This window comes from Streptomyces sp. NPDC032721 (assembly GCF_055579625.1).
Genome location: NZ_JBVIMX010000019.1, coordinates 81,837 through 101,495, shown reverse-complemented (window position 1 = coordinate 101,495; position 19,659 = coordinate 81,837). Strand labels below are relative to the sequence as shown.

The 19,659-nt window shown below is 70.9% G+C and carries 20 protein-coding genes; 14 read left to right on the top strand and 6 right to left on the bottom strand.

Annotated elements, in window-relative coordinates; genetic code table 11:
* Window positions 1-83 precede the first annotated feature (83 nt).
* Window positions 84-1,295 carry an acetyl-CoA C-acetyltransferase gene (locus ACZ5PB_RS33000; RefSeq protein ID WP_468696294.1) on the top strand — a complete coding sequence of 404 codons (1,212 nt, stop codon included), beginning with the start codon at window positions 84-86 and terminating at the stop codon, window positions 1,293-1,295.
* 42 nt (window positions 1,296-1,337) lie between these two features.
* A complete protein-coding gene (gene meaB / locus ACZ5PB_RS32995; protein WP_468696292.1) occupies window positions 1,338-2,294 on the top strand; it encodes a methylmalonyl Co-A mutase-associated GTPase MeaB in 957 nt (318 codons plus the stop codon).
* A 626-nt stretch (window positions 2,295-2,920) separates the two neighbouring features.
* Here meaB and ACZ5PB_RS32990 read toward each other — a convergent pair.
* Window positions 2,921-3,550, bottom strand: coding sequence for a PepSY domain-containing protein (locus ACZ5PB_RS32990; protein WP_468696291.1), 630 nt, complete (start codon window positions 3,548-3,550; stop codon window positions 2,921-2,923).
* 118 nt (window positions 3,551-3,668) lie between these two features.
* Between ACZ5PB_RS32990 and ACZ5PB_RS32985 the strand changes: the two genes are divergently transcribed.
* Entirely contained in the window at window positions 3,669-4,358 is a 690-nt protein-coding gene (locus tag ACZ5PB_RS32985) for a response regulator transcription factor (RefSeq protein ID WP_468696289.1), read from the top strand.
* A complete protein-coding gene (locus tag ACZ5PB_RS32980; protein ID WP_468696395.1) occupies window positions 4,358-5,773 on the top strand; it encodes a sensor histidine kinase in 1,416 nt (471 codons plus the stop codon). The genes ACZ5PB_RS32985 and ACZ5PB_RS32980 overlap by 1 nt, the downstream gene beginning before the upstream one ends.
* Before the next feature lie 21 nt (window positions 5,774-5,794).
* On the opposite strand, the gene ACZ5PB_RS32975 is transcribed toward ACZ5PB_RS32980, so the two are convergent.
* The 4 genes from ACZ5PB_RS32975 to ACZ5PB_RS32960 all read right to left on the bottom strand — a co-directional run bounded on the left by ACZ5PB_RS32975 (window position 5,795) and on the right by ACZ5PB_RS32960 (window position 8,446).
* Window positions 5,795-6,286 carry a MarR family winged helix-turn-helix transcriptional regulator gene (locus tag ACZ5PB_RS32975; RefSeq protein WP_468696393.1) on the bottom strand — a complete coding sequence of 164 codons (492 nt, stop codon included), beginning with the start codon at window positions 6,284-6,286 and terminating at the stop codon, window positions 5,795-5,797.
* Between the two features lie 131 nt (window positions 6,287-6,417).
* Window positions 6,418-7,206: an AIM24 family protein gene (locus ACZ5PB_RS32970; protein ID WP_468696287.1), complete on the bottom strand. Its 789-nt coding sequence runs from the start codon at window positions 7,204-7,206 to the stop codon at window positions 6,418-6,420.
* Window positions 7,203-7,853, bottom strand: a complete 651-nt coding sequence (locus ACZ5PB_RS32965; protein ID WP_468696285.1) for an AIM24 family protein — start codon at window positions 7,851-7,853, stop codon at window positions 7,203-7,205. Before ACZ5PB_RS32965 ends, ACZ5PB_RS32970 begins: the two co-directional genes overlap by 4 nt.
* Window positions 7,853-8,446 carry an AIM24 family protein gene (locus ACZ5PB_RS32960; RefSeq protein WP_468696391.1) on the bottom strand — a complete coding sequence of 198 codons (594 nt, stop codon included), beginning with the start codon at window positions 8,444-8,446 and terminating at the stop codon, window positions 7,853-7,855. The genes ACZ5PB_RS32965 and ACZ5PB_RS32960 overlap by 1 nt, the downstream gene beginning before the upstream one ends.
* A 253-nt stretch (window positions 8,447-8,699) precedes the next feature.
* Between ACZ5PB_RS32960 and ACZ5PB_RS32955 the strand changes: the two genes are divergently transcribed.
* The 7 genes from ACZ5PB_RS32955 to glxA all read left to right on the top strand — a co-directional run bounded on the left by ACZ5PB_RS32955 (window position 8,700) and on the right by glxA (window position 15,719).
* Window positions 8,700-9,047: a DUF3817 domain-containing protein gene (locus tag ACZ5PB_RS32955; RefSeq protein WP_468696283.1), complete on the top strand. Its 348-nt coding sequence runs from the start codon at window positions 8,700-8,702 to the stop codon at window positions 9,045-9,047.
* Window positions 9,044-9,337, top strand: coding sequence for an MTH1187 family thiamine-binding protein (locus tag ACZ5PB_RS32950; protein WP_468329614.1), 294 nt, complete (start codon window positions 9,044-9,046; stop codon window positions 9,335-9,337). The genes ACZ5PB_RS32955 and ACZ5PB_RS32950 overlap by 4 nt, the downstream gene beginning before the upstream one ends.
* A gap of 201 nt (window positions 9,338-9,538) precedes the next feature.
* Window positions 9,539-10,252 (top strand): hypothetical protein, encoded by a 714-nt coding sequence (locus tag ACZ5PB_RS32945; RefSeq protein ID WP_468696281.1) that lies wholly within the window; start codon window positions 9,539-9,541, stop codon window positions 10,250-10,252.
* Window positions 10,249-10,971: a DUF4166 domain-containing protein gene (locus ACZ5PB_RS32940; protein ID WP_468696279.1), complete on the top strand. Its 723-nt coding sequence runs from the start codon at window positions 10,249-10,251 to the stop codon at window positions 10,969-10,971. Before ACZ5PB_RS32945 ends, ACZ5PB_RS32940 begins: the two co-directional genes overlap by 4 nt.
* Window positions 10,968-11,606: a TetR/AcrR family transcriptional regulator gene (locus tag ACZ5PB_RS32935; protein ID WP_468696278.1), complete on the top strand. Its 639-nt coding sequence runs from the start codon at window positions 10,968-10,970 to the stop codon at window positions 11,604-11,606. The genes ACZ5PB_RS32940 and ACZ5PB_RS32935 overlap by 4 nt, the downstream gene beginning before the upstream one ends.
* A 161-nt stretch (window positions 11,607-11,767) precedes the next feature.
* Window positions 11,768-13,585, top strand: coding sequence for a glycosyltransferase family 2 protein (locus ACZ5PB_RS32930; protein WP_468696276.1), 1,818 nt, complete (start codon window positions 11,768-11,770; stop codon window positions 13,583-13,585).
* A 1-nt stretch (window position 13,586) separates the two neighbouring features.
* Window positions 13,587-15,719: a radical copper oxidase GlxA gene (gene glxA / locus ACZ5PB_RS32925; protein WP_468696275.1), complete on the top strand. Its 2,133-nt coding sequence runs from the start codon at window positions 13,587-13,589 to the stop codon at window positions 15,717-15,719.
* Window positions 15,720-15,732: 13 nt separating this feature from the next.
* Here glxA and ACZ5PB_RS32920 read toward each other — a convergent pair whose 3' ends face one another.
* Window positions 15,733-16,791 carry a glycoside hydrolase family 6 protein gene (locus ACZ5PB_RS32920; RefSeq protein ID WP_468696274.1) on the bottom strand — a complete coding sequence of 353 codons (1,059 nt, stop codon included), beginning with the start codon at window positions 16,789-16,791 and terminating at the stop codon, window positions 15,733-15,735.
* Between the two features lie 160 nt (window positions 16,792-16,951).
* On the opposite strand from ACZ5PB_RS32920, the gene ACZ5PB_RS32915 reads away from it, so the two are divergent.
* The 3 genes from ACZ5PB_RS32915 (at window position 16,952) to ACZ5PB_RS32905 (ending at window position 19,653) form a co-directional block, all read left to right on the top strand.
* A complete protein-coding gene (locus ACZ5PB_RS32915) occupies window positions 16,952-17,461 on the top strand; it encodes a MarR family winged helix-turn-helix transcriptional regulator (protein WP_468696273.1) in 510 nt (169 codons plus the stop codon).
* A gap of 69 nt (window positions 17,462-17,530) precedes the next feature.
* Window positions 17,531-17,869 carry a DUF3817 domain-containing protein gene (locus ACZ5PB_RS32910; RefSeq protein WP_468696272.1) on the top strand — a complete coding sequence of 113 codons (339 nt, stop codon included), beginning with the start codon at window positions 17,531-17,533 and terminating at the stop codon, window positions 17,867-17,869.
* A gap of 83 nt (window positions 17,870-17,952) precedes the next feature.
* Entirely contained in the window at window positions 17,953-19,653 is a 1,701-nt protein-coding gene (locus ACZ5PB_RS32905) for an acyl-CoA mutase large subunit family protein (RefSeq protein WP_468696270.1), read from the top strand.
* Window positions 19,654-19,659 lie beyond the last annotated feature (6 nt).

Genomic DNA, 19,659 nt, shown 5'->3' with positions numbered 1-19,659 from the left:
GATGGCCGGTGACGGGCGCGTACCGCGTCAGTACATTCAAGTAAACCCTCGTTCACTCCCAACCTCCCAAGGGGCCGAGCCTCATGCCTGGAACTCCCGGAACGACTCGCAACACCTCCGTCATCGTGGCGGGCGCCCGTACTCCCATGGGCCGTCTGCTGGGATCCCTCAAGTCCTTCTCCGGAACCGACCTCGGCGGTTTCGCGATCAAGGCGGCCATCGAGCGTGCGGGCATCGGTGGCGACCAGGTCCAGTACGTGATCATGGGCCAGGTGCTCACCGCGGGCGCCGGCCAGATCCCGGCCCGCCAGGCCGCCGTCAAGGCGGGCATCCCGATGAACGTGCCGGCGCTGACCGTCAACAAGGTCTGCCTCTCCGGTCTCGACGCCATCGCGCTGGCCGACCAGCTGATCCGCGCGGGTGAGTTCGACATCGTCGTCGCGGGCGGCCAGGAGTCCATGAGCAACGCCCCGCACCTGCTGCCGAAGTCCCGTGAGGGCCACAAGTACGGCGCGATCGAGATGATCGACTCGATGGCGTACGACGGTCTGACCGACTCCTTCGACAACATCCCGATGGGCGAGTCGACCGAGCGCCACAACAAGCGCCTGGGCATCGAGCGCGCCCCGCAGGACGAGTTCGGCGCCCGCTCGCACCAGCTGGCCGCCGCCGCGCAGAAGAACGGCGTCTTCGAGGCGGAGATCACCCCCGTCGAGGTGCCGCAGCGCAAGGGCGACCCGGTGCTGGTCTCCAAGGACGAGGGCATCCGCCCCGAGACCACCGTCGAGGGCCTCGCCAAGCTGCGTCCCGCCTTCGGCAAGGACGGCACGATCACGGCCGGTACGGCCTCGCAGATCTCGGACGGCGCCGCCGCCGTGGTCGTCATGAGCAAGGCCAAGGCCGAGGAGCTCGGCCTGGAGTGGATCGCCGAGATCGGTGCGCACGGCAACGTGGCGGGCCCGGACAGCTCCCTCCAGTCGCAGCCGTCGAACGCGATCCTGCACGCGCTCGGCAAGGAGGGCCTGGGCGTCGAGGACCTGGATCTGCTGGAGATCAACGAGGCCTTCTCCGCCGTCGCACTCCAGTCAATGAAGGACCTCGGCGTCTCCCCGGAAAAGGTGAATGTCAACGGTGGCGCGCTCGCGCTCGGCCACCCCATCGGCATGTCCGGCGCCAGGCTGGTGCTGCACCTCGCCCTCGAACTGAAGCGGCGCGGCGGCGGCGTCGGCGCTGCGGCGCTGTGCGGCGGCGGCGGCCAGGGCGACGCGCTGATCGTGCGGGTTCCGGGCAAGTAGCAGGCAGTTGTACGTACGTACCTGAGTGAGCGGAGCGACACGATGCAGGACGTCCCCACGCTGGTCGAGCAGGCCCGGGAGGGCCGGCCCAGGGCAGTGGCCCGGCTGATCTCGCTGGTCGAGGGGGCGTCCCCGCAGCTCCGCGAGGTGATGGCGGCGCTGGCGCCGCTGGCGGGCAACGCCTACGTGGTCGGGCTGACCGGCTCGCCCGGGGTCGGCAAGTCGACCTCCACGTCGGCCCTGGTGGCCGCGTACCGCAAGGCCGGGAAGCGGGTGGCGGTGCTCGCCGTCGACCCCTCCTCGCCGTTCAGCGGCGGCGCGCTGCTCGGCGACCGGATCCGGATGGCCGACCACGCCTCGGACCCCGGCGTCTACATCCGCTCGATGGCCACCCGCGGCCATCTGGGCGGGCTGGCGTGGGCGGCTCCGCAGGCGATCCGGGTGCTGGACGCGGCGGGCTTCGACATCGTGCTCGTCGAGACCGTGGGCGTCGGACAGTCCGAGGTGGAGATCGCCTCGCAGGCCGACACGTCGATGGTGCTGCTGGCGCCCGGGATGGGGGACGGGATCCAGGCCGCCAAGGCCGGCATCCTGGAGATCGGCGACGTGTACGTCGTCAACAAGGCGGACCGGGACGGCGCCGACGCGACGGTGCGCGAGCTGAACCACATGCTCGGCCTCGGGGAGTCCCGGGGGCCCGGCGACTGGCGCCCGCCGATCGTGAAGACGGTGGCGGCGCGGGGCGAGGGCATCGAGGAGGTCGTCGAGGCCCTGGAGAAGCACCGGGCCTGGATGGAGGAGCGGGGAGTGCTCGGTGAGCGCCGGGCCGCCAGGGCGGCGCACGAGGTGGAGACGATCGCGGTCACCGCGCTGCGGGAGCGCATCGGCGACCTGAGCGGGGACCGGCGACTGGGAGCGCTGGCCGGGCGGATCGTGGCAGGGGAACTGGACCCGTACTCGGCGGCGGACGAGCTGGTGGCGGGGGTCACGGAGGCCTGAGGGGGCGGCGCGCTCGCGGCGGAGGTCGTACGGGCCGCCGGTCATGCGCGACTGCGCGGCAGCTGTCGGGTGGCGGTGGTCGCCGCGTACAGGGAGCAGGGGGGACTGCCGGTGGCCGTGGGCTTCGGTGCCGGGATCGTGGTCGGCGGGGTCGAGCTGCTCGGGGTGACCTTCACCGAGGGGTACGGGCGGCCCGAGGCCGTCGCCTGGGTGATGGCCTCGGGCTCTCGCTCGGCAGCGCGGTGGGCGGGCTCGCCAACGGGGCAGTCGACCGGCGTTCGGCGGTCCGGCCCCGGCTCGCGGTCCCCGCGTCGGTGTTCGGGCTCGCGCTGAGCGCGACCGGGCTGTCCCTGGGGGTGTACGTGCTTGCGCCGCCGTCACTGGGCTCTTCACCGCTCCGGCGATCACCGGGGCCTGTCTGATCGCCGAGGAGGCGGCCGGCCCCGGATCCCGTACCCGGGCCGGCGCCTGGGTCAACGCCGGGCTGAACGGCGGGAGTTCGCTCGGGGCGGCGGCCGTCGGGATGCTCGGGGGCGGCTGCCGATGATCCTGTGCTTCGTACTCGTCGCCGTGCCCGTGCGGTGTTCCTCGGCGGGCTTCCTGGTGGGGCGAAAGGGGGCCGGAGGTCAGTCGTCCGAGCCGCGGCCGTCGTCGTTGCCCGTGTCGCCCGCCGAGGCGGCGGCTCCGGCCCCGTCGTCCGCGGCGGCGTCGTCGTCGCTGCCGTCGGAGTCCTGATCCTTCACGACCGTTGCCTTGGCGGACTTGGCGTCCACGTTGACGTCCGTGTGCCGGCCGTTGTCGCCGCGTACCTCGATCTCCCAGTGACCGCGCTCCAGGTCGGCCTCGGTCACCTGGCCGGGGGTCGCCTTCAGGGCCGCGTCCATGGCCTGCTGGAGCGTGACGGGGGCGCTGCGCGGGGCGTGGTCGTCGCGGCCGTCGTTGTCTTCGTCGAGGTGGTTGTTGACGACCTTGGTGCCGGCGGCGTCCACCGTCACGTCGTGCCACTTGCCGTCCTTGCCGAACACGTCGACGTCCCACTCCCGGCCGTCGTCCTCCAGGTCCACGCCCGTGACCGTGCCGGGGACGGCGGAGGCGGCAGTGCCGATGGCCTTGCCGGCGTTGCCGTTCGCTTGACCGGCCGCGGCCGCGGGGTTCGCCGGGGCGTCGTCGCCCGGCGCGCTCAGTGCCGTCGCCGTGCCCGCACCGGCCAGTACCACTACGGCCGCGGCGGCGATGACGTACTTGCGCTTCAGCATGGGATTTCCTCCGTTGCACGGTTCGATCGATTGCGTTCACCAATCTGGACCGGTGCGGCTGAACGCCACCTGAAGGCGCCTGAAGCGTCCTTCAGCTTCGGCCTGCGACCCTGGGGCCATGCGCCTGTTGATCGTGGAGGACGAGAAGCGGCTCGCGGTGTCCCTGGCCAAGGGCCTCACCGCCGAGGGCTTCGCCGTGGACGTCGTGCACGACGGTCTGGAGGGCCTGCACCTCGCCGGTGAGCGGCCGTACGACCTGGTCGTCCTCGACATCATGCTGCCCGGCATGAACGGCTACCGGGTCTGCGCCACCCTCCGCGCCGCCGGGAACGACGTACCGATCCTGATGCTCACCGCGAAGGACGGCGAGTACGACGAGGCCGAGGGGCTCGACACCGGCGCCGACGACTACCTCACCAAGCCCTTCTCGTACGTCGTCCTGCTCGCCCGCATCCGCGCCCTGATCCGCCGCAGGGGCACCGCCGCCTCGGCGTCCCCGCTGCTCACCGTCGGTGCGCTCACGCTCGACACCGCCGCCCGGCGGGTGCACCGGGACGGGGACGAAGTCACCCTCACCGCAAAGGAGTTCGCGGTGCTTGAGCAGCTCGCGCTGCGCCCCGGGGCCGTCGTCAGCAAGGCCGAGATGCTGGAGCACGTCTGGGACTTCGCCTACGACGGCGACCCCAACATCGTCGAGGTCTACATCTCCACCCTGCGCCGCAAGCTGGGCGCCGCCCGCATCCAGACCGTGCGCGGCGCCGGGTACCGGCTGGTCGCGGTGGCCGGCGAGGGCGGGAGCGGGGCGTGATGCGTTCGGTACGGGCCAGGGCCGCGCTCGGCGCCACCGCGGTCGTCGCCGTCGCCCTGATCGGCGCGGGCCTCGCGGTGCTGCTGGTGCTGGTCAGCAAGCTGACCGACCAGACCGACCTCCAGGCGGAGGTGGCGGCCCAGGAGGTCGCCTCGCAAGTGGCGCTGGGTGTCACGTACGACAGGCTGGAACTGCCGGACAAGGAGGACAACCCCGTCCAGGTGGTGACGGAGGACGGGCGGGTGGTGGCCGTCAGCGAGAAGCTGGAGGCGATCTCCGGCGCCGGAAGCCCGCAGGTCAGGCCCGTCCCGGCGGGGAGCGCCCCGGCCGACGGGGACGACGATGCCGACGACCGCGCCGACCCCGGGCGCGGTGAGGTCTCCCGCGACGAACCCCGGTTCACCTCCGGCACCGCCACCGTCGACGGCGAGAGCGCCGACTACCGGTTCGCCGCCGTCGAGGCCACCAACAGTGCGGGGGTCACCGTCACCGTGTACGCGGGCGCACCGCTCGCCGCCGAGCAGGACGCCGTCGGTACGGTGCGCTCCGCGATGCTGGTGGGGCTGCCGGTGCTGCTGGTGGTCGTGGCCGGGGTGACCTGGCTGGTCACCCGCAGGGCGCTGCGGCCCGTCGAGGGCATCCGGCGCGAGATGGCGGCCATCACCGCGTCCGAGGACCTGTCCCGGCGGGTGCCCGTGCCCGGCACGCGCGACGAGGTGGACCGGCTCGCCGTCACCACCAACGCGACGCTGGCCGCGCTGGAGTCCTCCGTCGAGCGCCAGCGCCGCTTCGTCGCGGATGCCTCGCACGAGCTGCGCAGCCCCATCGCCTCGCTGCGCACCCAGCTCGAAGTGGCGTCGGCGCACCCGGAGTTGCTCGACCTGGCGGGGGCCGTCGAGGACACCGTACGGCTCCAGGACCTGGCGGCGGACCTGCTGCTGCTCGCGCGGCTGGACGCGGGGGAGAAGCCGGGGGCGGCGCGGGTCGACCTCTCGGCGCTCGTACGGTCGCAGGTCGCGCAGCGTGACGGTCGCGACCGGCACCCGGTCGTGGTGGCGGTGCCGGACGGGGTCGAAGTGGCCGGATCCCGGGGTCAGTTGGCGCGGGTGCTCGGCAATCTGCTCGACAACGCGCAGCGGCACGCGGAGAGTTCGGTGGCCGTGGAGCTGCGGAGCGGGGCCGGGACGGTGGCCCTGTCCGTCACGGACGACGGGGCCGGGGTGCCGGAGGCGGAGCGGGCGCGGATCTTCGAGCGGTTCGTACGGCTCGACGACGCGCGCAGCCGGGACGACGGCGGGGCCGGTCTCGGCCTCGCCATCGCCCGGGACGTGGCGCAGCGGCACGGCGGTTCGCTGACGGTGGGTCAGGCGCCGGGCGGGGGAGCGGTGTTCACGCTCGTGCTGCCGGGGCTGTGATCCGGGGCGCCCGGGGCGGTGTCAGAGCCGGCCGCGCTTGCCGCGCAGTTCCTCCGTCATCGGGGTGAGCGCGGTGCGCAGCTGGAGCAGCTGGTCGGTCGTCATGGTGTCGACGAAGTGGCGGCGGACCGAGGCCACGTGGTGCGGGGCGACCTGCTGCATCACCTTGTCGCCCTCCTCGGTGAGGACCGCGTACAGACCGCGCCGGTCGGACTCGCAGTTCTCGCGCCGGACCAGGCCCGCGTTCTCCATGCGGGTGATCTGGTGGGAGAGGCGGCTCTTCGACTGGAGGGTGGCCGTCGCCAGATCGCTCATCCGCAGCCGCTTGTCGGCGGACTCGGAGAGGTTGACCAGGATCTCGTAGTCGTTGTTGGTCAGACCGAAGGGCTGGAGGTCCTTCTCCAGCTGGTGCATCAGCAGCTTGCTGGATTCGAGGTAGGTGCGCCAGGCGGACTGCTCGGCATCGCTGAGCCAGCGGGTGTCGGCAGGGTCGTGGGACGGGGCGCTGTCCATGGGGGGCATGTCAGCATTCTACCTAAGAAGTTGAATTCTGGACAAAAATATCTGTCCTTACGGGTGTGACGCCCGGCACCCCCGGTGCCGGTGGGCCCTTCGGTGGGGCGTCACACTGCGCAGCCTACCCCTTACAGCCCGAAACGCCTTTGCAGGTCGCCCAGTTGGCCCGGAAGGCGGGGTGCTGAGCCGCTTTGTCCCGGTGTGTGGCCGCCGCCCGGCACCCCGGCGTTCTGCCCGCCGGCCCCGGTGCCGACCGCGCCCACGTTCTGCTCGGCCATCAGCTGTTCGGTCGACTGGAGCAGGACCGTACCCGCCCCGACGAACTCGAACTGGTGCTCCTCGCCGGAGGCCCCGCCGATGCCGGTCATGGCGCGCAGGCCGCCCATCACGCCCGTCATGTAGCTGTGGTCGTAGTGGTGGCAGGGGGAGGGGCAGTCGGCCCAGCCGACCAGGGCCTGCGGGTCGACGCGGATCGGCGGCTCCATGAAGACCACCGGGCCGTTGGAGGCCGCGACGAACTTCCCCGTACCGATCAGGGTGAGGAAGCCGGGCACGATCGACTGCTTCAGGGCCAGCGTCGGCTGGTAGGCGAGCAGGTTCCCGGCCCGGATGGTCAGGTTGCCCTCCTCCAGGTCGAAGGAGTTCACGTCGAAGGCGCGGTCGGCGAGCAGCATCTTGCCGCTGCCCTCGGCCACCACCCAGTCGCCGGCGTGCAGGGGGGAGTGGAAGGAGGTGCGCAGCAGGCGGTCGAAGCGGCCGTGGCCGATGCCGTTGAAGTCGATCTGCCCGTAATAGGCGATCATCTTGCCCTTCTGCAGGAACCACTGGCTCCCCTTGAGCTCCACGCAGAAGGTGTACGCGTTGACGTTGTCGTCGGAGGGGAGGGTGTGCGGGTCGAACACCGTGGGACCGGTCACAGCTTTTCCTCCGAGGCCTGTACGAACACCGTGCCGTTGCCGGACAGCTCCAGCTGGAACGCCTCGCCGGAGCCACGGCCCACCATGTCGCGCCAGCCGAGCGCGGTGGAGAGCTTGTTGCGGACGTCGCCGTGGTGGGCGACGTACGCCTGCGGGTCGACGTGCACCGGGCGCTGCGGGGTGATCGGCAGCTCGATCACGCCGCCGTGCGCCATCACCGCGACCGCGCCGTGGCCCTTGAGGGTGGTGGTGAACAGGCCCTGGCCGCTGACCTGGCCGCGCACCATGCCCATCACACCGCCCTGCGAGCCCATGAACATGGTGCCCTGCTGGAGGGTGCCGTCGAAGGCGAGCAGCCGGTCCGCCTCGACGTAGAGGGTGTCGCCGGCCAGGTTGATCACCTGGATGTGGTGGCCGCCGTGGCCGAACATCACCGTGCCGCTGCCCTCGACGGTCATCAGCGGGGTCTGCTCGTTGGCCACCCGGCGGCCGATCATCGACATGACGCCGCCCTGGCCGCCGGTGATGCTCGGGGTGAAGGAGACGTCGCCCTTGTACGCGAGCATCGCGCCGCGCTGGCTGAACATCTTCTGGCCGGGCGCGACCTGCGCCTCGACCATCCTCGAATTGATCTCGCGGAACGGCATCAGACGTCGCCCCCGATGGTGTTGCGCTCGCTGGGCTGGACGTACACCAGGCCCTCGCCCTCGAAGCGGATCTGGAACGCCTCGCCGGAACCCTCGCCGATGAAGGTGCGGAAGTTGACGCCGGACTGGAAGGACTGGCGGAGGCCGCCGGTGTGCGCGATGTACGCACCGGGGTCGACCATCAGCGGGTACTGCGCGCTGACGCGGAGCACCACCGCCGTGCCGTCGGAGAGTATGGCCGCCTGGCCGGTCCCCTCGACGGTCGTGGTGAACAGACCGTTGCCGGTCGCGCCGCCGCGCAGTCCGGTGAACGAGGTGCCGGTGCGCAGGCCCGCGTCGGTGCACAGCAGGTTGCTGGACTCGACGTAGAGCTTGTCGCCGGTGAGGTTCACCAGGCTGATCTCGCTGGCGCGGTCGGCGAAGTAGCACGTGCCGTGCCCCTTCGCCTCCATCACCGTCATCTGCTCGCCGGTGAGACGGCGGGTGACCATGCCTCGGACACCCTCGCCGCCGCCGGTCATCTTCTTGAAGGCGATCTGGCCGTCGTACGCCACCATGGAGCCGTTTTTCGCCTTGACGGCGTCCCCGGTCATGTCGACGGCGAGCACCTTGCTGCCTTGGAGTCGGAACTGAGCCACAAGGACGAAGGTATCGGGCGGTCGGCGCCGCGACCAGGGTCTTCCGGAGGAGAGGGACCCCGAACGGTCCCCGACCCGACCCTGGGCCAAGGAGTGGTAAAGGCGGATGCCACAATGGGCCGGGCTTGTGCGCGCGTTCACAAGATCAGTTCCTGCCGCGTTCCGCCCAGCTCCGCCGTGCCCCCGCAGACCCCTAAGGTGCCTCCTCGTGGACATCAAGACCGCCGCCGCCCTTCACCGGCTCCGCCTCGTCTCCATCCCGGAGGCGATCTCCTTCCCGCTGCTGCTGATCTTCGGCTCGCTGCTCAGCCGTGTCTCGGACATCGACCTGGTGATGCCGCTGGGGATCCTGCACGCGGTGCTGTTCCTGCTGTACCTGGTGATGCTCGCCGACGTGTGGGCCAAGGCGAAGTGGTCCTTCAAGCGGGTGCTGTTCTTCGGCTTCCTCGCGGTGATCCCGTTCGGCGGTCTGTACGGCGACAAGATCCTCAAGCGCGAGGAGCAGGACGGCGTCATCGCCGCGCGCGCGCGCAAGGAGAGCGGGGCCGTCGCATGATCGTCGCCTTCTCCGTCACTCCGCTGGGTGTGGGCGAGGACGTCGGGGAGTACGTCGCCGACGCGGTGCGCGTGGTCCGCGAGTCCGGTCTGCCGAACCGCACCGACGCGATGTTCACCTCGGTCGAAGGCGAGTGGGACGAGGTGATGGACGTGGTGAAACGTGCGGTCGCCGCCGTCGAGGCGCGGGCGCCGAGGGTGTCCGTCGTCATGAAGGCGGACATCAGGCCGGGTGTCACCGACGGTCTGACCTCCAAGGTCGAGACGGTGGAGCGGCACCTGTCGGCCTGATCCGACGTAGGAAGTGCACGTGAGAAGTGCACGTAAGAAGTGCGGGAAAACCCCTGGTCCGGTGGGCCAGGGGTTTTTTGCTGCCGTCATCGTCCTCACCGGATTGAGCGAGTGCTCAAAGCCACATTGAGCACTCGCTCAAAAAGACGTACCTTGCATTTGAGCGACCGCTCAAAACGATTCGGTGCAGGGGGCAGACCCGTGAAACAGCTGTACGTCGAGGCGCTGATCCGCGCGGACCAGGACGTCCTCTGGGAGCGCACCCAGGAACCGGACCAGCACAGCCGCTGGGACCTGCGCTTCACCGAGATCGACTACCTCCCGCCCGTCGAGGGGCAGCCGCAGCGCTTCCGGTACGCCACCCGGGTGCTGCCCTGGCTGACGATCGCCGGGATCGGCATCGCCGCGGGGGAGCGGCACCGCCCCGACGGCACCCGCACCTCCGCCCTGCGGTTCTCCTCCGCGCACCCGCTCTCGCTGCTCGCCGAGGGCAGCGGCTACTGGCGCTACGTGCCGACCGCCGACGGCGTCCGCTTCCTCACCGGGTACGACTACCGGCCCCGCTGGGGTGCCTTCGGCGCGGTCGCCGACCGGTTCCTGTTCCGCCCGCTGATGGGCTGGGCCACCGCCTGGTCCTTCGACCGGCTGCGGCTCTGGCTGGAGCGCGGCAGCACCCCCGCGCGCACCCTGCTGTACGCGCTGGGCGAGCTGGTGGTCCGTACCGCCGCCGCCGTACTCGCCGTCGTCCTCGCGGGCAGTGCTCCGGTGGCCGCGGCCGGGCTGCTCGCGGCGGCGCTCTTCCTGCCGCCGCTGCCCGGCACCCCGGCCGCCCGGCGCTGTCTGCGCCGCCCGCCCGCCCCCGTACGCACGCCGTCCGTGCTCACCGAACTCACCCGTCAGGAGCTGCGCGCATGACCACGCCCGCGACCACGCCCACCACTCCCGCCCCGCAGCCCTCGATCTTCCGTACCGCCATGGGCGACGACGTCTTCGGCCGGCTGCACCCCCAGCTCCAGCGCCGCTTCTCGGTCGGGCTCGGCAGCGGCGAGGCGTGCACCGGGCGGGGCGTCATGGAGCAGATATGGCACGGCGGCCGGTGGGTGCGCCCGTTCCTGGCGCTCGGTGCGACCCGCAACATCCTGGTGCCGCGCGAGGGCCGCCGGATCCCCTTCGTCATCGAGAACGTGCCCTACCGCGACGCGTACGGCCGCGAGACCGTCACCTTCGTGCGCACCTTCGACTTCCCCGACGGGCCCCGCCGCTTCGACGCGACCATGGTCCACAGCCCCGAGCGCGCCTGCGTCCTGGACTACCTCGGCACCCACCAGCACCTCGCCAGCGACCTCCACTTCGCCGCCGACCCGGCGGGCGGCCTGGTCATCCGCTCCGGCGAGCACCGCTTCCGCGAGGGGCCCCTCGACGTCCGGGTGCCGGACCTGATCGGCGGCGACGCCGAGGTCCGCGAGAGCTTCGACGAGCGGTCCGGGCGCTTCCGGATCCGTGTCAGGGTGACCAACAGACGGTTCGGCCCGCTGTTCGGGTACGAAGGCTCCTTCCGGGCCGAGTACCGGGACGTCCGGGGCCGCGAACCGCGCCCGGGGCTGCGGCCGATCAGAGAGGAAGCGCGCGCATGAGTTCGGCGGACACCAAGGAGAAGCTGCTGGCCGGGGCGTTGCGTACGCTCACCGAGCAGGGCATCGCGAAGACCTCCGCCCGCTCGGTCGCCGCCACCGCCGGAGTCAACCAGGCGCTGGTCTTCTACCACTTCGGCTCGGTCGACGAACTCCTCGCCGCCGCCTGCCGGTACGGGGCTCAGCAGCGCGTCGACGAGTACCGTCCCCGGCTCGACCGGGTCACCAGCCTCGCCGAACTGCTCGCCCTCGGCCGGACGCTGCACGCCGAGGAGAAGACCCGGGGCCACGTCGCCTTCCTCGGCCAGCTGCTCGCCGGCGCGCAGACCCACCCGGCCCTGGCCCCGGCCACCGCCGCCGGGCTCGACCTCTGGATCGAGGAGATCGAGAAGGTGCTCGGCCGGGTCCTCGCCCAGAGCCCCGTCGGCGAGTTCGCCGACGCGCCGGGCCTCGCCCGCGCCGTGGCCGCCGCCTTCGTCGGGCTGGAGCTGTACGAAGGAGTGGACGCCCTGGGCGCCGACGCGGCCTTCGGCGCGCTGGAGCAACTGGCGGGCCTGGTCGCCGTACTCGACGAACTCGGGCCCGTCGCCCAGCGCGCGGTCCGCCACCAGCTCCGCCGCAGGACCCAGCGCGGCTGACCGGGCGCGGCTGTCCGGGCAAGGCTGACCGGGCGTGCGCCGCGTCCGGAGCCGACCCGTCCCCGTAACCCTTCTGCCCTTCATGAGTCGACACGCCCCGACATCTGACCTTTTGTTGGTTTCGTGAGGTATGGGCCTCGCGAGACCCGCTTGGAGGCAGTGTGTTGCCGGAGGGCTACGACTACGAGAAGCACAGCCGCCTGGCCGGGCCGCTGACGGACCCGGGGAGTGGCCCCTACACGGTCCAGTACACGAGCCTGCTCTCGAAGGAGCCCCACCGAATACGAGCCGTCCTCCTGATGCTGCTCGCGCCCGCCCTCTCGGCGGTGCTGCTCGCGTATCTGATCTGGCCCACGCACTGGACCGAGCGGGAGAACGCCGACCCCTGGCTGGTGCGCGCCGACCACGTGATGCTCGGCTCGATCGCTTTCATCATGTTCTTCATGCTGGTCAACGTGACGTCGATCGCGCACGCCACGCTGGTCGCCCGCGACCCGGTACCGGTGACCGCCGAGAAGGGGACGCGGGTCGCGTTCCTGACGACGTACGTCCCGGGCAAGGAACCCCTCGGGATGGTCCGCGCCACCCTCGAAGGCGCCGTCAAGGTGCGGCACGACGGGCCGCTGGACGTGTGGCTGCTCGACGAGGGCGACGACGCCGCCGCCAAGGCGCTCTGCGCCGAGCTGGGCGTACGGCACTTCACCCGCAAGGGCATCCCCGACTGGAACCAGAAGAAGGGCGTGCACCGCGCGAAGACCAAGCACGGCAACTACAACGCCTGGCTGGCCATGCACGGCGGCTCCTACGACTACTTCGCCTCCGTCGACACCGACCACATCCCGCTGCCCAACTACCTGGAGCGGATGCTCGGCTACCTCCGCGACCCGGACGTCGCCTTCGTCGTCGGCCCGCAGGTGTACGGCAACTACACCGCGGCCGTCACCAAGGCCGCCGAATCGCAGCAGTACCTCTTCCACGCCCTCATCCAGCGGGCCGGGAACCGGTACCGCGCGCCGATGTTCGTGGGGACCAACAACGTGGTGCGGGTCAGCGCCCTCACCCAGGTCGGCGGGCTGTACGACTCGATCACCGAGGACATGGCGACCGGCTTCGAGCTGCACCGCCGCAGGAACCCGCGCACCGGCCGCTTCTGGCGCTCGGTCTACACCCCCGACGTGCTCGCGGTCGGCGAGGGCCCGGCGTCCTGGACGGACTTCTTCACCCAGCAGATGCGCTGGTCAAGGGGTACGTACGAGACGGTCTTCAAGCAGTTCTGGAAGGCGCCCTTCCGGGTGCCGCCGGGGCGGCTCCTCAACTACGGCCTGATGCTCGTGTACTACCCCATGACGGCGGTCAACTGGCTGCTGGGCATCCTGAGCTGCGTGCTCTTCCTGTGGTTCGGCGCGTCCGGCACCCAGGTCTCCACCTCGGTGTGGCTGATGCTCTACAGCGACGCCGTCGCCCTCCAGATCTGCCTGTACCTGTGGAACCGCCGCCACAACGTCTCCCCGCACGAGCCCGAGGGCTCCGGCGGACTGGCCGGGATGGCGATGTCCGCGATCTGCGCGCCGATCTACCTCAAGTCGCTGGGTGCGGCCGTGGTCGGCAGGCGCGGCAAGTTCGTGGTCACGCCCAAGGGCGGCCAGGCCAGCCCCGACCGGCTGCTGACCTTCCGTATCCACTTCTTCTGGGCGGTCGTGCTGATCGCCTCGCTGTGGGCGTCGGTGCACTACGGCCACACCCACGCGGCGATGCGCACCTGGGCCGTACTGGCGCTGGTCATCACGCTCGCCCCGGTGTCGATCTGGCTGTGGAGCAGGTCCGCCGAGCGCCGGGCGGGCGCACAGTCCGCGGAGCCGGCCCGTACCCACGTCGACGTCGGCCCGGAGACCGCGATCAGTACGCCGGCGACCCCGGCGACAGCGACAGCGACCCCGGCGACCGCCACCGCGAGCGCCACCACCACCGGAGGGAAGTGACATGGGGTTCCGCCCGACCAGCAGGCCGAAGCCGGGCAAGTCAGGCCCGCCGGACAAGCCCGGCGGCAAGCCCGGCGGCCAGGCAGGCGCAGGTGCAGGCGGGGACGGCGAGAACGGCGCCGGTACCGCGAAGGACCGGGCCGGCAAGCCGCCCAGGAAGCTGCGCAACACCCTCCTCGGCGGCGGCGCGGTCGTCCTCCTCGTCGGCCTCAACGCGCCCGCCGCACTGGACTTCGCGCAGGACAAGTACCACGCGTACAAGATCGACCAGCCCGGCTACAAGGCCGAGTTCGGCTCCTGGGAGATGCTCGACGTCCCCGGTGACTACCAGCTCAACGCCATTCACGCCGCCCTGCTGCACTCCGGCAAGGTGCTGCTCATCGCGGGCTCCGGCAACGACCAGAAGAAGTTCGACTCCGGCACCTTCGAGAGCGTGCTGTGGGACCCGAAGAAGAACACCTTCAAGAAGATCCCCACCCCCGAGGACTTCTTCTGCGCCGGGCACGCCCAGCTCCCCGACGGACAGCTCCTGGTGGCCGGCGGCACCGCCCGCTACGAGGTGCTCGACGGCAAGGTCACCCGGGCCGGCGGCGGTATGCGGGTCAAGAACGAGTCGCCGGACAAGGCCATCACCCTCAAGAAGGGCACGCGGTTCCGCTCCCCGTCGGGCGTCGAGTACGTGTCGAAGTTCGACGTCACCGTCCCCAGGGCCAAGCGCGACTTCAAGATCGGCTACTTCGCCTCCGGCCAGATGAAGCCCTGGGAGACCAAGGTGACGGCCGCCGAGTCGCGGGTGTTCGTCGAGGCCGTCAAGCCCGGCGCGAGCGCGCTCACCACCCAGGCCGCGCAGTACGAGGTCGTCGGTCTCGACGAGGACGACGCCGACAACGTCTACGGCCTCGCCCAGAAGATCACCACCGAGAAGCAGGACTTCCAGGGCATCAAGGCGGCGTACGAGTTCGACCCCAAGGCCGAGAAGTACGTCCCGGTCGCCCCCATGAAGGACGCCCGCTGGTACCCGACCCTGACCACCCTGGAGGACGGCCGGGTACTGGCCGCCTCCGGCCTCAACGACGTCGGCGACGTGGTCCCCGGCGACAACGAGATCTACGACCCCAGGACCAAGAAGTGGGGCAAGGGCCCCTTCCGCTACTTCCCCACCTACCCCGCCCTCTTCCTCACCAAGGGCGGCAAGCTCTTCTACTCCGGCTCCAACGCGGGCTACGGCCCCGCCGAGAAGGGCCGCGAGCCGGGCATGTGGGACGTGGAGACCAACAAGTTCAGCAAGGTCGGCGGTCTGACCGACACCGACCAGCTGGAGACCTCCGCCTCCGTGCTGCTGCCGCCCGCGCAGGACCAGAAGGTGATGGTGCTGGGCGGCGGCGGCGTCGGCGAGTCCGAGAAGGCCACCACCCGTACTGCCATCGCCGACCTGAAGGCCGACAACCCGGCCTTCAGGACCGGACCGCAGCTCGCCCAGGGCACCCGCTACCTCTCCTCCGTCCTGATGCCCGACGACTCCGTCTTCACCAGCGGCGGCTCCAGGGACTACCGGGGCAGGGGCGCCAGTGACATCCTGGCCGCCCAGTTCTACGACCCGAAGTCCAACGCCTTCAAGGACGCGGCCGAGCCCACGGTCGGCCGCAACTACCACTCCGAGGCGCTCCTCCTGCCCGACGGCCGGGTCGCCACCTTCGGCTCCGACCCGCTCTACGGCGACGAGGACAACACCAAGCTGGGCACCTTCGAGCAGCGGGTGGAGATCTTCACCCCGCCCTATCTGCACAAGGGCAAGGACCGCCCGGTGCTGGACAGCGGCCCGGCCGCCTTCGACGACGAGCGGGCCACCTTCCGGACCAAGGACGCGGACCGGATCGTCAAGGCACGGCTGATGCGGCCGAGCGCGGTCACCCACACCACCGACGTCGAGCAGCGCTCGATCGAACTGGGCCTGAAGAAGGACCCCAGGGGCGGCGGCATCACGGTGACCGTGCCGGACGACCGCACGCTGGTCCCGGCCGGCTGGTACATGCTCTTCGTCACGGACAAGGAGGGCGTGCCGTCCGAGGCGAAGTGGATCCAGGTGACCGAGGAAGAGGTGGACCGCGGAACGGGTGGACCGCGGAACAGGTGAGGCGTACGGCCGCTCAGCGCGACTTGCGGGCCAGCCCCAGCGCGTAGTCCGGCCACCACGTACCCGCCGAAGGACCGCCCCGGCACTCGCCGTCCGAGTCGCCGGGGCGCTTGATCCACAGGTACGCGTCGAGCAGCGGGTCCCCGGTCCGGTCGGTGGGCGGGGTGCCCAGGGCGCGGCCGGTCGGATTGCACCAGGCGTCGGCGCGGGTCCCGGGCAGCGGGCCCGCGCCGTTCCTGCTGGAGTCGACGACGTAGTGGGCGCCGCCGAGCAGCCCGGCCAGCTTGGCGCCGTACGCCCGGACCGCGGCGTCGCGCTGGAAGTTCGAGACGTTCAGCGAGAACCCGTCGGCCTTGTCGACACCGGCCCGCTTCAGCGGGTCCACCAGCTTGCCCGGGTCGTCGATCCAGGCCGGGTTCCCCGCGTCCAGGTACACCTTGGTGCGCGGCTGCCGCTTCAGCCGCTCGATCGCTCCGGTGAGCAGGGCGTTGCGCTCGGCGTGCGCCTCGGCGGGGGTGCAGCCGTCGACGATGTGCGGCACGGCGTCCGGCTCCAGGACGACGGTGGCGGGGGCGTTGCCGATGGCCCCGGCGAACGCGTCGAGCCATCTGCGGTAGGCGTCGGCGTCGGCGGCGCCGCCCGCGCTGTGCTGGCCGCAGTCGCGGTGCGGGATGTTGTACGCGACCAGGACGGCGGTCCGGCCCTCCTTCGCGGCGCCCGCGGTGACCCGGCGGACGTCCGGGACCGGGTTGTCCCCGGCGGGCCAGTCGGCGATCGGCCGGTCGGCGATCTTCCGGATCTCCGCGGCGTCGTCGGTACGCCCCTGCGCCGCCCACTCCCTGGCCTGCCGCGCCGCACTGGAATCGGGGTCGACCCAGAAGGGGGAGGTGTTGACGGGCGGCCCGGCGGACTCCGGGGCCTGCTGCTTCTCGACGGGGTCCGCGGAACCGGAACCGGATCCCGCGCCGGATCCGGAGCCGCAGCCCGCCGCGACGGTCAGCAGGGCGGCGAGCGCGAGTGCGTGCGCGAGCGCGTGCGACGTACGCGCCGGGAAGTTCCTTCGGCCGGACATCCAGCCCCCTCGGGACGACTGCTGACTGGCGGACACGGGACGCCCAATCGTGACATAGCAGACATCTGATGCGGCGCTGCGACCCGGGCCGCGACTCGGGCCGTATACCGATCGGCGAGACAGGGCTGACCGCCATATGACCGACGGGTAGGGTCGCCCTGTGCCGAAGCCGCTCAGCCTTCCCTTCGATCCCATCGCCCGCGCCGACGAGCTCTGGCAGCAGCGCTGGGGCCCCGTGCCCTCGATGGGGGCGATCACCTCGATCATGCGCGCCCACCAGATCCTGCTGGGCGAGGTCGACGCCGTCGTCAAGCCGTACGGGCTGACCTTCGCGCGGTACGAGGCTCTGGTGCTGCTCACCTTCTCCAAGGCCGGCGAGCTGCCCATGTCGAAGATCGGCGAGCGGCTGATGGTCCACCCGACCTCGGTGACCAACACCGTCGACCGGCTGGTGAAGTCCGGTCTCGTCGACAAGCGGCCGAACCCCAACGACGGGCGCGGCACGCTCGCCTCCATCACCGACAAGGGGCGCGAGGTCGTGGAGAACGCCACCCGCGACCTGATGGCCATGGAGTTCGGACTCGGGGCGTACGACGCCGAGGAGTGCGCGGAGATCTTCGCGATGCTGCGGCCGCTGCGGGTGGCCGCGAAGGACTTCGACGAGGCGTAGCGGGCGGGGTGACCGGAACCGTACGGGCCGCCTCAAGATCGCCCCGTACGTCCGGTTAGGCTCGACGGCATGAAACGAAGCGTGCTGACCCGCTACCGCGTGATGGCCTACGTCACCGGCGTCCTGCTGATCCTGCTGACCGGCGGTTTCATCGCCAAGCGTCTTTTCGGCATGGACAGTGCGGCGGGCTTCACCACCGTCGTCGGCATCGCCCACGGCTGGCTGTACGTCCTGTACCTGGTCTTCGCCTTCGACCTGGGGTCCAAGGCGAAGTGGCCGGTGAAGAAGCAGCTCTGGGTGCTGATCGCCGGAACCATTCCGACCGCCGCCTTCTTCGTGGAGCGCAAGGTCGTCCGCGAGGTCGAGCCGCTGGTCAAGGACGAGGGTCCGGTCGCCGCCCGGGCGTGAGTGACCGGCACGACCCCCGCCGTACGGATTCGTACGGCGGTTGTCCATCGACATTTACTAGGACGTCCTAGTAAATTGGAGTCATGGACGCCGATCGGATCGAAGAGGGCCGCCAGCGCTGGCAGGCCAGGTACGACAAGGCCCGCAAGCGCGACGCGGACTTCAGCACGCTGTCCGGGGACGAGGTCGAGCCGGTCTACGGTCCACGCCCCGGCGACACGTACGAGGGCTTCGAGCGCATCGGCTGGCCGGGTGAGTACCCCTACACCCGCGGCCTGCACGCCACCGGGTACCGGGGCCGGACCTGGACCATCCGCCAGTTCGCCGGCTTCGGCAACGCCGAGCAGACCAACGAGCGCTACAAGATGATCCTGGCGGCCGGCGGCGGCGGGCTCTCCGTCGCCTTCGACATGCCCACCCTGATGGGCCGCGACTCCGACGAGCCGCGCTCGCTCGGCGAGGTCGGGCACTGCGGTGTCGCCATCGACTCGGCCGCCGACATGGAGATCCTGTTCAAGGACATCCCGCTCGGTGACGTCACGACCTCGATGACGATCAGCGGGCCCGCCGTGCCCGTCTTCTGCATGTACCTGGTGGCCGCCGAGCGGCAGGGCGTCGACCCCGCCGTACTCAACGGCACGCTCCAGACCGACATCTTCAAGGAGTACATCGCGCAGAAGGAGTGGCTCTTCCAGCCGGAGCCGCACCTGCGCCTGATCGGCGACCTGATGGAGCACTGCGCGGCGGGCATCCCCGCGTACAAGCCGCTCTCGGTCTCCGGCTACCACATCCGCGAGGCCGGTGCGACGGCCGCGCAGGAACTGGCGTACACCCTCGCCGACGGATTCGGGTACGTGGAGCTGGGCCTGTCCCGCGGGCTCGACGTCGACGTCTTCGCCCCCGGCCTCTCCTTCTTCTTCGACGCGCACCTGGACTTCTTCGAGGAGATCGCCAAGTTCCGCGCCGCGCGCCGGATCTGGGCCCGCTGGATGAAGGAGGTGTACGGGGCGAAGACCGACAAGGCGCAGTGGCTCCGCTTCCACACCCAGACCGCGGGCGTCTCCCTGACCGCCCAGCAGCCGTACAACAACGTCGTCCGCACGGCGGTCGAGGCCCTGTCCGCCGTCCTCGGCGGCACCAACTCCCTGCACACCAACGCCCTCGACGAGACCCTCGCCCTGCCCAGCGAGCAGGCCGCCGAGATCGCGCTGCGCACGCAGCAGGTGCTGATGGAGGAGACGGGTGTGGCCAACGTGGCCGACCCGCTGGGCGGTTCCTGGTACGTGGAGCAGCTCACCGACCGCATCGAGGCCGACGCCGAGAAGATCTTCGAGCAGATCAAGGAGCGCGGACTGCGCGCCCACCCGGACGGGCAGCACCCGATCGGACCGATCACCTCGGGCATCCTGCGCGGCATCGAGGACGGCTGGTTCACCGGCGAGATCGCCGAGTCCGCCTTCCAGTACCAGCGTTCCCTGGAGAAGGGCGACAAGAAGGTCGTCGGCGTGAACACCGCGACCGGCTCGGTCACCGGCGATCTGGAGATCCTGCGGGTCAGCCACGAGGTCGAGACCGAGCAGGTACGCGTGCTCACCGAGCGCAAGTCGCGCCGGGACGACGAGAAGGTCCGGGCCTCGCTGGACGCGATGCTGGCCGCCGCCCGGGACGGCTCCAACATGATCGAACCGATGCTGGACGCGGTACGGGCAGAGGCGTCGCTGGGCGAGATCTGCGGCGTACTGAGGGACGAATGGGGGGTCTACACGGAGCCGCCGGGGTTCTGATTCCGG